The sequence below is a fragment of the Caulobacter sp. genome (assembly GCF_017744445.1).
In the GTDB taxonomy this organism is placed as follows: Bacteria; Pseudomonadota; Alphaproteobacteria; order Caulobacterales; family Caulobacteraceae; genus Caulobacter.
The window spans coordinates 26201-38145 of record NZ_JAGIBH010000006.1 but is presented as its reverse complement, the minus strand read 5'-3'; the positions used below and the strand labels follow the sequence as shown (position 1 = coordinate 38145).

Annotated in this window: 6 protein-coding genes; 1 reads left to right on the top strand and 5 read right to left on the bottom strand. The window is 67.7% G+C overall.

What is annotated here, in order from left to right; genetic code table 11:
- Positions 1 to 113: 113 nt before the first annotated feature.
- From J7528_RS10150 to J7528_RS10135, 4 genes are all read right to left on the bottom strand, one after another.
- On the bottom strand, positions 114 to 1460 hold the full coding sequence (locus tag J7528_RS10150; RefSeq protein WP_291873582.1) for a glycosyl hydrolase 53 family protein: 1347 nt from the start codon (positions 1458 to 1460) through the stop codon (positions 114 to 116).
- A gap of 80 nt (positions 1461 to 1540) precedes the next feature.
- Positions 1541 to 3289, bottom strand: coding sequence for a response regulator (locus J7528_RS10145; protein WP_291873579.1), 1749 nt, complete (start codon positions 3287 to 3289; stop codon positions 1541 to 1543).
- Positions 3290 to 3380: 91 nt separating this feature from the next.
- Entirely contained in the window at positions 3381 to 4709 is a 1329-nt protein-coding gene (locus J7528_RS10140; RefSeq protein ID WP_291873576.1) for a gluconate:H+ symporter, read from the bottom strand.
- A 210-nt stretch (positions 4710 to 4919) separates the two neighbouring features.
- On the bottom strand, positions 4920 to 7847 hold the full coding sequence (locus tag J7528_RS10135) for a TonB-dependent receptor (protein ID WP_291873574.1): 2928 nt from the start codon (positions 7845 to 7847) through the stop codon (positions 4920 to 4922).
- A gap of 554 nt (positions 7848 to 8401) precedes the next feature.
- On the opposite strand from J7528_RS10135, the gene J7528_RS10130 reads away from it, so the two are divergent.
- The gene (locus tag J7528_RS10130) at positions 8402 to 10696 is read left to right on the top strand and encodes a family 20 glycosylhydrolase (RefSeq protein ID WP_291873572.1); all 2295 of its coding nucleotides are present in this window, start codon (positions 8402 to 8404) and stop codon (positions 10694 to 10696) included.
- A gap of 139 nt (positions 10697 to 10835) precedes the next feature.
- On the opposite strand, the gene J7528_RS10125 is transcribed toward J7528_RS10130, so the two are convergent.
- The gene (locus tag J7528_RS10125; protein ID WP_291873569.1) at positions 10836 to 11789 is read right to left on the bottom strand and encodes a MurR/RpiR family transcriptional regulator; all 954 of its coding nucleotides are present in this window, start codon (positions 11787 to 11789) and stop codon (positions 10836 to 10838) included.
- Between the last annotated feature and the right edge of the window lie 156 nt (positions 11790 to 11945).

Sequence of the window (11945 nt, the reverse complement as noted above, 5' to 3'; positions counted from 1 at the left end):
CGCTTCGTTTTTTGTGGCGCGGCTGCCTTGGGCTTCGACGTGTCTGGGCGTCAGACGCTCCCGCGAACGTCACGCCCCTCATTTATCATATCAATCGGACAAGGCAAGCGCTGTCACTCCAACGGAATGACGCTGGCGCCCTTGCCCACAGTCGCGGTCTTGGCCGGGGCGTCGCCAACGGCAGCGGCATCGGTCGCGGTGGCGGCGGTCACCGAGGCGCCGGGCATCAGGCGGGTGCGATAGGTCCAGGCGCCGTTCTCCAGCGTCATCGGGCGTGGCCCGACCCCGCCCAGGAAGTCGCCGTCGATGAACCGGGCGGCCTCGCCATGGGCGGCGACGCGGAAGGTCACGTCGACCGGCATGACATAGGGCGCGGTCAGCCACTGAACGCCTTCCAGGGCTTGGCCCTTGAAGTCGAACAGCGCCGCGTTCTCCCAGTTGGAGCCCGTGCCCCAGCGGGTCTTGCACTTGGTCGAGAGCCACGCCGGCTCCCAGTAGACGACCCCGACCCCGCCGTTGGCGTAGACCAGCTGGGTCAGGTCGGTGAGGTATTTCTTCTGGCCCGCCGGGGTGGCTGGATAGCCGGCGATCAGCGAGTCCGCGCCCAGCAGGTTGGGCGAGCTGTCGGCGCCGTCATTGGTGAACGGATAGGCCGTCTCGACTACCAGCACGTCAGCCGAATAGAGGTGCCGCAGGCGGTTGATCGTCTCACCCAGCTGCGCCATCGAGCGCTTGGACCACTTGCTGTAGTAGCTGACGCCGATCAGGTCGAAGTCGGTGACCCCGGCCTTCTCGGCGGCAGCGAACCAGGGCTCGACGTTCTCGGGCTGGGCGATGTGCAGCATCACCCGCGGCTTGATCTTCGAGGCCGCGCCGGCGTCGCGAACGGCCTTGATCCCGGCGTTGAACAGCAGGGCGTTGCGGGTCCAGTCGATCGGCTCCTTCGCCCTGGCCAAGCTGGAGACGATCTCGCCATTGGTTTCGTTGCCGACCTGCACAAGGTCGGGCATCAGCCCCTCGCGATCCAGCTGCGCCAGGGTGTCGTGGGTGAAGGCGTACAGCGCCTTGGCCTGATCCGGCGTCGACAGCTCGGCCCAGGCCTTGGGGGCGATCTGCTTGTCGCCGTCGGCCCAGTCGTCGGAATAGTGGAAGTCCAGCAGCACCTGCAGCCCGGCCTTGCGAGCCTTGGCGATGCTGCGCTTGACGTCCTTCAGGTTCGAATAGGGCGTCCAGTCGGGGTCGTTCCAGACCCGGATCCGCGCGACGTTGGCGCCCGCCGACTTGAAGAAGGCGTAGGGCTCGACTGTCTTGCCGCCCGCCCGATAGACCGCCCCGCAGTCCTCCATCTCGTTGGCGTAGGAGATGTCGACGCCCAGGTAGGTCTGGGGCGCGGCGTGCGCCGGCGCGGCCAGCAAGGCGGCCAGCGAAAGCGCGATCAGCGAGGTGCGGGCGTTCGACATGTTTCCTCCGTCGCGGGCGCATCGAGGCGCGCCGCTGCGGAGCGACTATCATTTATCGTACAATTGATGCAAGCGGCTGTTCAGGTCGCGGCGAACCGCACTTGGGCGACGTCGGCCAGCAGGGCGTACAGGGCGGCGACATCCAGCGGCTTGCGCAGCACCCCGTCGGCCCCGTCCTCGCGATAGCGGGCGACATCCTCGGGGAAGACGTTGGCGGTCAGCATCCAGATCGGGATGTGCGTCCCGGCCGGCTCTGCGCGGCGGATCTCGCGGACAGCGTCACGGCCGCCCAGCACCGGCATATTGACGTCCATCAGGATCAGGTCGAAGGCGCCCGTCCGCCACAGATCCAGGGCCAGGGCCCCATCCTCGGCGAAGGTCAGGGAAACCGGCGCGTTCTCCAGCGCCAGGGCCAGCACCCGACGGTTGGCGGCGTTGTCCTCGGCCGCCAGAACCCGGATCTCGCCGGGCTGGCCCTTCTCGCGGGAGACGGGCGTGGACGCCGGGCGATGGATCGGCGCGGCGAAGGCGAACCAGAACACCGCCCCGCCCTCCGCCGGACCGACCGCGATCTCGCCGCCCATCAGAGCCAGGTTCTGGGCGCAGATCTTCAGGCCCATGCCCGTGCCGCCCTGAAGCCGGCCACGCTCGGTCTGCTCCCAGGCCTCGAACACCTTGAGCCGCTCGTCGGCGGGGATCGGCGGGCCGGTGTCGGCCACCTCGATCAGCACCCGCAGGTCGCCGCCCTGCACCGCCCCGGCTAGACGCAACGTGACCTTGCCGCCGGCCGAGACGGCGCCCAGGGCGTTGGAGACCAGGTTGACCAGGGTCTGCTCCAGCCGGACGAGATCGGCGACCACGTGGAAGGACAGGGCCGGGTCGGCGTCCTCCAAGATCAGCGACACGCCAATGGCCCGGGCATGGCTGCTCCACACCCGCACCACCGACCGCGCCAGGGTCCGCAGGTCGACCGGCGCGATGTCCAGCTTGGCCCGCAGCGGGTCGGCGCGGGCCAAATCCAGGATCCCGTCCAGCAGGCGGTTCAGCTGCTCGCCGCCCTCGACCACCCCGGCGGCCAGCTCGGCCTGGCGCGGCGTCAGCGGCTCGCCGCGCAGCGAGCGGGCAAAGCCCAGAATGGCGTTCAGCGGCGTGCGGATCTCGTGGCTGGCGACGGCCAAGAGTTCGCTCTTGGCGCGGTTGGCGGCCTTGGCCTCGTGCATGGCCTGGGTGAGGGCGACGTTGTTGCGGGTCAGGTCGCGCGCGGTCCGCGTCAGAGCCCGATCCGTCGCCTGCTGACGCGCGGTCACCAGCAGCACCGCCGCCACGAACAGCATCACGGCCAGGGTGTAGTGATCCAGCTGGAAGGGGTGGCTCCAGTCGACCGCGATCCAGACCAGGGTCAGCGACGGCGGGACCACCCCGATCAAATAGCTGACCCGCGTCAGGTGCACGCGCAACGCCGCGAACAGCAGCACGGAGATCGCCAGCAGCGCGGCCTCGACCTGATACTGAGCGCCCTCCCAAAGCCGGATTTGCACCGCCATCCAGCAGGCGTTGCCGACCAGCAGCAGCATCAGGATGTCGGACTGCAGGGCCAGGCGCTTGTGGGCCTTCACCGGGTCCGGATCGCGCAGGGCGACCTCGGTGGCCATGAACAGGCCGAAGTAGAGGCCGAACTCCACGACGCCCAGGGCGGAGATGCCCCAAGGCGCGAAGCTCATCAGCAGCAGGACTAAAACCGCGACCAGGGCCAGGCGCGACAGGGCGACGCTACGCGAGTAGCGCACCAGCCCGTCCAGCTGGGTCACGTCCGTCGGCCGCTTCAACATCAGGGTCCCGCCCGAGCCCTCTTCCGTCAGGGAAGTCGCGTTGTCATAGGGCTACGATTCGCGCCCGAGGGATCGCCCGAAACGCGAGTTCTCAGACGACCAGGCTCAGGCCCAGCACGCACAGCAGGCCGACCACGCCGACCAGGCTTTCCATCACCGTCCACGACAGGAAGGTGCCTTTGAGATCCAGGCCGAAATACTCCTTGAACAGCCAGAAACCCGGGTCGTTGACGTGCGAGAACATCAGGCTGCCCGCGCCCACCGCCAGCACCATCAGGTTGGGATCGACATGGCTGGCGGCGATGACCGGCTGCAGCAGGCCCGCGGCGGTCAGGCCGGCGATGGTGGCCGAGCCCAGGGCCACGCGGATGACCATGGCGATCAGCCAGCCCAGCACCAGCGGATGCAGCGGCAGCGCCGTCAGCCAGGCGCCCAACTGGTCGCTGATGCCGGCATCGACAAACACCTGCTTCAGCGCCCCCGCCCCGGCCAGGATCAGCAGGATGCCGGCGACATCCTTCAGGGCGTCGGCATAGCGGCCCATCTGGCCGGTAAATGCCTGCCCCCGCAACACACCCAGGCTGAAGTTGGCGTAGATTAGCGACAGGGTCAGCACCACGACCGACTGACCCAGGAAGCCGACCAGCGGCTTGGCCTGCGAGGCCGCTGGCAGGATCACCAGCAGAACTGTAGTCACGGCGATCAGCACCACCGGCAGCAGGGCGGTGGTGAAGCTGTTGAAGGCGCCGGGCGTCTTGGCGTCCTCGGTCTCGGCCACGGCGAACGAGGTCTCCGCGCCCGCCTGCGCCTGCGGAATGGCGTTCAGACGCTTGAGGGTCAGGGCCAGCAGCGGCCCGCCCGCCGCCAGGGCAGCAATGCTGACGATCAGGCCGTAGCCCAGGGTCAGGCCGGTGTCGGCGCCAAACAGGCTGATCAGCGCCACGGGCGAGGGATGCGGCGGCAGGAAGCCGTGCGCTACCGACAGGCCGCAAAGCAGCGGCAGACCCACATAGACCGGCGGCAGGTCGGCACGCTTGGCTATGGTCAGGATCAGCGGGATCATGACCACGAAGCCGACGCTGTAGAAGAGCGGGATGCCAACGATCAGGCCGGTCAGGGCCATGGCCAGCAGGATGAAGCGCAGGCCCACCGCGCCGATCAGGGTGCGGGCGATGCTCTGGGCCGCCCCACTGTCGGCGATCGCGCGGCCGAACATGGCGCCCAGGCAGATGATGGCGGTCAGGCCGCCCAGCATGTCGCCGACGCCCTTCTCCATCGACTTGGCCACGTGATCCAGCGGCATGCCGAAGCTCAAGGCCGCGACCAGGGCGGTCAGCAGGAAGGCGACGAACGGCGGGACCTTGCCCCAGCCGATCAGGACGACCAGCAGCGCGATCAGCGCGACGACCGCGAACACCATCAGGAGCCTCGCCCTCAAACGCGGAGACGTTCCGCGATCTGACTAGAAAAGAGCGATTCCCCGGTGTCGCGAGGTCCGATCGCTATACCGGGGAATCAGGAACCCTCGCGGCGGGGAGGACCGTCGGAGGGGCTCTGCCCGCCGCTCCACCGGGGAGGTGGGAGAGCGGCGGGCGATGAAGCGCGCCCACCGGCGGCGCGCCCCAGGGGGCTAGAACCTCAGGCGCACGCCGGCGCGGTACATCCGGCCGATGACGTCATAGAGGAAGGGGTTCACGCCGGGGCTGACATTGGTCGTCGGCGAGGCGGCCGGATCCTTATCGAACAGGTTGTCGACCTTGAAGTAGGCCGTCGCGTTGTTCGTCACTTCGTAGGAACCACCGATGTCGATGTAGGTCGCGCCCTTCATCTTGTTCTTGTCGATGGTGCGGTAGGCCACGGTCGAGACCGGGCAGCCGCTGGTGCACTGGATCCACTCGTTGTTGTAGACGCCGTCGCTGAACCAGCGCTCGTAGATCGACAGGCTGAGCCTGTCGGTCGACCAGGTCTGGCTGAACGTCGCCTTCCAGTCCGGGGTGTTGCCGCTGTTCACGCCGGCGCTGTCCACCGTGATCGTGCCCAGGACGCCCGAATTGGTCTTGAACTCGATCATGTGGGTGGCCAGGGCGCGCAGCGAGAGCGTGCCCTTCAGGCCCCAGTCTTCCAGGTTCTTGCGGTACACGGCTTCCAGGTCGAAGCCCTTGTTGCTGAGGGTGGCGACGTTGAAGGCCTGTACCCGGACGTAGTTGGTGTTCGGGACCGTGCTGGTCAGCAGCATCGCGCCGCAGATCTCCTGGTTCCCGGCGACGCACAGGTCGACCAGGTCCTGGGCGGCCAGCGAGCTGATCGCGCCGTCGACCTTGATCTGGAAGTAGTCGGCCGAGAAGCTGAAGCCCGGCAGGAACTTCGGCTCGGTCAGGACCACGCCGACCTCGGTGTTGCGGGCGATTTCGGGCCGCAGGTTGCGGTTGCCGACGGTCTCCTGCAGCACGTTCACGGCCGTACCGCGATAGAGGACGGTAGCGTTGACCACCACCGGCGGCGCGGCGATCTCGCCCAGGTTCGGGGCGCGGATGTCGCGCGAGGTCACGGCGCGGAAGCGCAGGCCCTCGAACGGGGTCTTCCAGACGCCGCCGATCTTCCAGGTCGTGACGTTGCCCGCCGTCGAGTACTTGGTCTGGCGGACCGCGCCGTTGATGTTGCCTTCGCCCAGCGCGTCCGACTTGAACAGCGGGACGTTGGCTTCGACGTAGCCTTCGGTCACGTGGTAGTAGCCCGCGCCGCTGTGGTAGTTGCCGGCGTACCAGTTGTTGCCGGCGGTGCGGATCAGCGGGTCGGCCGGATAGTCGTCGGTATAGGGGTTCTCGGCCCAGATGCCGTCGCCATAGGGGTCGCCGAGGGTCTTGTAGTCTTCCTCGCGCCATTCGACGCCGGCGGCGATGGCCACCGGACCGGCCGGCAGCGAGAAGGGCTCGCCGCTGACGTTGAAGCTGGCCACCGACTCGATCTGCTTGGAACGCTGACGCGGGCCGTTCTTGGGCATGACGTAGTTCAGCGCCGCCGGCTCCAGGGCCACCTGGCCGATGACGTTCAGCGGCACGCAGCCATTGGCGCGGGCGACCGGGTCACGGCAGATGATCGTGCCGTTCGGACCGGCGATCGCGTCGATCGCGGCGTTGTAGCGCGGCGTGACCGAGATGTTGTCCACGTCCAGGCGGACGCGGTTCATGCCGTAGGCGTAGTAGGCGTCGTATTTCCAGTCCGTGCCGAACAGGTTCTGCGTGCCGTTGAAGCCCAGCACGAAGCGCTTCTGTTCGCGCTTGATGTTGACATCGATGGGGCCAAAGCCGCCGTTGCTGGTGCCGAACTGGAAGTTGGTGATGCCGTTGCTGACGCAGGCGGCCTTGATGGCGGCCGGCACGAACGGGTTCTCGCACTGGATCGTCAGACCGGTGCGCTCGGCGCCGATGTTCGGCTGGTTGAGCGAGAACACCTGGGCGAAGTTGGCGGTCAGGTAGACCTCGAAGTTGTCGCTGACCTGATAGCCGACGCGGGTATAGGCGACCTTGCGCTTGATGCGCGCGGCCAGGGTCGGCGAGGCGCCGATGCCGCCGGAGAGATCCCCGCCCACGCAGAACGGGCTGAAGCAGTTGGTCACCGCGCCCGTGCCGGTGGCGACGCCGTTCGAGCCGTACTGGAACTGACGGGGCTGACCGCCGGGGCCGAAGGCGATGCCTTGCAGCGGGCCGTTGGTGATCAGCCCGTACTGGGCGTACTGGATCTGCTGGGCGTTGTTGATCACGCGGTACTGCGGCAGGCCGTCGGTGGTCGAGGCCAGCGGACGCACCTGGATGGCGGGGGTCGTGAACCAGTCGCGGCCACCGGCCTGCTTGGTGCCGAAGCCGCCGGCCAGGACGCCGGCTTCACGGCTGAACTCGCCGCTCGCGGTCACGTGCAGGCGGTCGTTCAGGAACGCCTTGCCGAGCGCCACCTGGGCCACGACCGTGTCGTTGTCGTGATACTTGCTCTCGCCGCCTTCGAAGCGGGCCTTGAAGCCCTCGAAGGTCTTGTCGGTGACGAAGTTGACCACCCCGCCGATGGCGTCCGAGCCGTACGAGGCCGAGGCGCCGCCGGTCACCACGTCGACCTGCTTGATCAGCAGTTGCGGGAACTGGCTGACGTCGGTGACGCCATTGACGTTGGCGGGCGTGACGCGCTGGCCGTCCAGCAGGGTCAGGGTGCGGGTCGCGCCCAGGCCGCGCAGGCTGAGCGAGGACAGGCCCTGCTGGCCCGAGCTGGTGCCGTTGGCGCCGACGCTGCGGCCGGTGCTGCCCTGCAGGGCCGGCATCTGGGTGATGGCCTGGAAGACGTTGGGCTGAGCAGCCTTGTCCAGGTCCTCCGACGTCACCGTCGTGGTCGGCGTCGGCTGGTTGAAGCCGCGTGAATTGAGGCGCGTGCCGGTGACGACGACTTCGGTGATGGTCGTGTCGTCGGCGGTCGCCGTATCAGCTTGTTGCGCCGCATTGGCCGTCGCCCCCCAGGACAACAGCGCCAGCGCCGACGCGGTGCCGGCATAAAAGCCGCGATTGAACTTGAACAAAATCCCTACCCCCGTGCTGAGAAGACCACTCTCCTGGCGCCCTCTGCTGGAGCGCTGACTGCGTCGCATTACTTGTTTTTTATTATCAGCGCGGGAGCGCTGTTAGCGTTTCGACTTCCGGAGATCGGTGAGGACCAGGATCGTACTTGCGATACGTTCTCATTGACCTTTGCCGAGTGCCTTGATCAGAACGAGGCGAGGATAGGCATGGGGTTCGAATATCGTCAATCACAAAACATTCATTTATGTAGCACTCATAAAATCATTGCTCGCTTTTACATCGCCATTCGGTGAATTCCTCTTGTTTTTCAAGGTGACAGCGCGATGCTCAAGAAAGCGGCGTCGGCGGCGGTCGCTCGATTTTCGGAGCCACGCCATGCTACCGGTCCCACAACCGGATACCTCGTCTTTTCAATGATTTTCAGCAATTCTACCCAAGCGACAGATTCCGTTACGCCAACTTCAAATGTCCAGCGCCCCTCTCGACCTGAAGGAAGGCGCGATGTAGTCACACTATCAAAGATGATCGCGGCGAATGCCGGGAGGACCTCGACATGACGGCTTTTCGCCCCCTGATGCTAGCCCTGGCCGCCGCCTCCTGCCTGGCTTCGCCCGCCCTGGCGGCCTCGACGCCGGCTCTGGTGCCCTGGCCCGCCGCCTATGCGCCAGAGGCCGGCGCCTTCAAGCTCACCGCCAAGACCGCGATCCACGTCCCCGCCGGCGACGCCGAGGCCAAGGCCGTGGCGCTGCAGCTGCGCGACATGCTGGTCCGCGCCGGCAAGCCATCCCTAAAGATCGTCGAGGGCGGCGCGGTCCCGACTGGCGCGATCGTCCTCAAGCGCGGCGAGCGCACGGGCGAGGCCTATGACCTGGAGATCGCCCCCGCCGGCGTCACCATCGCCGCCGGCGACCGTAAGGGCCTGTTCTATGGCGCGGTCACCGTCTGGCAGTTAGCGACCAACGGCCCCGCCCTGCCCGCCGCCAGCATCCAGGACGCCCCGCGCTATGCTTGGCGCGGCCTCATGCTGGACAGCGCCCGGCATATGCAGAGCGTCGCCGAGATCAAGCGCCTGATCGACGCCATGGCGGCCTACAAGCTGAACGTCCTGCACTGGCACCTGAACGACGACCAGGGCTGGCGGCTGGAGATCAAGGCCTACCCGAAACTGACCAGCGTCGGCGCCTGGCGCCAGCCCAAGGGCGCCGACGCCTACCGCCCAGCGCCGGCGAAGTACGAGCCCTATGGCGGCTTCTACACCCAGGCCCAGGCGCGCGAGATCGTCGCCTATGCGGCGGCCCGCAACATCATGGTCGTGCCCGAGATCGAGCTGCCCGGCCACGCCACCGCGGCGATCACCGCCTATCCGGAGCTGGGCGTCACGGGGAAGATCCCGGAGTCGGGCATGTCGGACTGGGGCGTCTTCCCCAACCTCTACAATGTCGACGACGCCACCTTCGCCTTCCTGGAAACGGTGCTGGACGAGGTGGTCGACATCTTCCCCGCTCCCTACCTGCACATCGGCGGCGACGAGGCGATCAAGAACCAGTGGCAGGCCAGCCCCAAGGTCCAGGCCAAGATCAAGGCCCTGGGCCTCGAGAACGAGGACAAGCTGCAGAGCTGGTTCATCAACCGCATCGCCGCGCACCTGGCGACCAAGGGCCGGCGGATCGTCGGCTGGGACGAGATCCTCGAGGGCGGCGCCCAGCAGAGCTCGATCATCATGGCCTGGCGCGGCGTCGACCGCGCCGCCGAGGCCGCCCGGCATGGCCACGACACCATCCTGACCGCGCACCCCCAGTTCTACATGGACAGCCGCCAGAGCCTGTCGGCCAACGAACCGCCCGGCCGCAGCGAGCTGTCGACGCTGAAGGGCCTCTACACCTTCAACGAGCTGGCCGAGGGCATGACGCCGGAGCAGGCGCGCCACGTGATCGGCGTGCAGGCCAATACCTTCACCGAGCACCAGCGCACGGCCAAGCGGGTCGAGACCATGGTCTTCCCGCGCCTGACCGCCGTGGCCGAGCTGGGCTGGACCCAGCCCGCGCGCCGCGACTGGAACCGTTACAGCCACGGCCTGACGGTGACCCGGGGCCAACTCGACACCCTGGGCGTCGCGCACGACGGCGTACCGTTCGAGCCCGAGGCGACCCTGGCCCCGGCCGGCAACCGCCTGAGCGTCAGCCTCGCCTCGGCCCTGGGCGTCGGCGAGATCCGCTACGCTACGGACGGCAAGGCCCCGACGGCCGCCTCGCCGCTCTATGCCGAGCCGCTGACCCTGGCGGACGGCGCGACGCTGAAGGCCCGCACCTTCCTCAATGGCCAGCCTCTGGGCGGCGTGCGCGACATCGACGTCTCGACCCGGGCGCTGAACACCCGCGTCAGCAGCCACCTGAAGTTCTGCGGCGAGACCGTGCCGCTGCGCATGGAGGCCGACTTCCCACGCAACGGCCAACGGCCGGTGTTCATGACCGGCAACTACCGCCCCTGCTGGGTCTGGGAAGGCGCGGACGTCGCCAAGGGCGCGACCCTGACGGCGCGCATCGGCCAGACGCCGTTCAATTTCCAGCTGGCCGGCGGCCGCCGCATCGTCGACTTCAACAAGCCTACGACCAGTCCTTATGGTGAGCTGGTAGTCCGCAAGCGCGAGACCGGTGGGCCGACGTGTGATGGGGAAACCCTGGCCATCCTGCCGATCGACGCGGCGGCGGCCGGCAAGGCGGGGCTGTCGGAGATCACCACGAAGATCCCGGCCACGGTGGGGGTCAAAGACCTGTGCCTGACGTTCAATCGCCCCAGCCGGGACATGCTGTGGGCGTTGGATGCGGTGACGCTGACGCCAACCCCATAGCCCCAAACTCCAACTCGTCATCCCGGCCGCAGCGAAGCGGAGAGCCGGGACCCAGGACAGCCGCAGTGCGCTGGCCCCTGGGTCCCGGGTCGGCTACGCCGCCCGGGATGACGAGGAATTTAGTGCGAGTTCAGAGATCTTAGTCCCCGATCGGCTGCCGCGGCGCGATGCCGTGCAGCCACGCCACACTCCCCCGCGCCCGGCGCAGCATCTGGTGCGCGCGGTCGCCCAACGCCACCGCCACGGCATAGGCCAGGCGGTCGATCACGAAGAGCTGCGCGAACCGCATCGGATTGGGCTGGAACTCCTCCACGCCCGAAGCGGCCAGGCCCACGTGCAGGCAGATGTCGGCGTCGCGGCCCAGGGGCGACTCGCCGTCGGTGATCGCGATGCAGACGGCCTTGTAGTACTTGGCCAGCTCCATGCTCTCCTGCAGCTCGCGCGGGCGGCCGGTGGAGGACAGGAACAGCGCCACGTCGCCCTCGGACAGGATCGCCGCAGACATGCGCTGGGCGTAGCCGTCGGTAAATACCATGGCCGGCACGTCCAGGCGGAACAGGCGGTTGTGGATCTCGGTGGCCAGGGCCGCCGAGCTGCCGCCGATGCCATAGATCACCACCCGCCCGGCCCGCGCGACGGCCGCGGCGGCGGCCTCCAGGTCCTTCTCGACCAGGGTGTCGCGGGTGCGGCTCAGGGCCTCGATGATGGTGTCGAAGACGCGGTCGCCGACCGCCTCGTCGCCGGCCGCCAGATTGCGCGCGGCGGGGTCGGGACGGCGCGGCGCGGGGGCCGGACGCGTGGCCCGCTCGCGCTGGTCGGTCATGGCCTGAGCCAGGGCCAGTTCCTGGATCAGCCGGAACTTCAGGTCCTTGAAGCCCTCGCACCCGACGGTGCGGCAGAAGCGCAGGACGGTGGGCTCGGACAGGCCTAGATCGGTGGCGACGGAGCGGACGCTGGAGCGGACGAATTCGTTGGGCGACTTCAGGATCAGCTTGGCGATCTTAAGATCGGAGCGCGTCATCGCCTCCATCATCGACTCGAGCCGCGGGAGGATGTCGCCGCCATCGGTCGGCGCTGCAGGCTGGCTGCTCATCCCGTCATTCCCCTTACACCCCACGGGCACCCCACAGGCCACATCTTCGGACTGTTTCGCGTCGCACCGCAACAGATAGTGGCGCCGATGTGGGTCGGCAATCGTGTTTGACGGCTGAATGATAGATCAAATGAAAGTTTCACTACATTTTCGTTG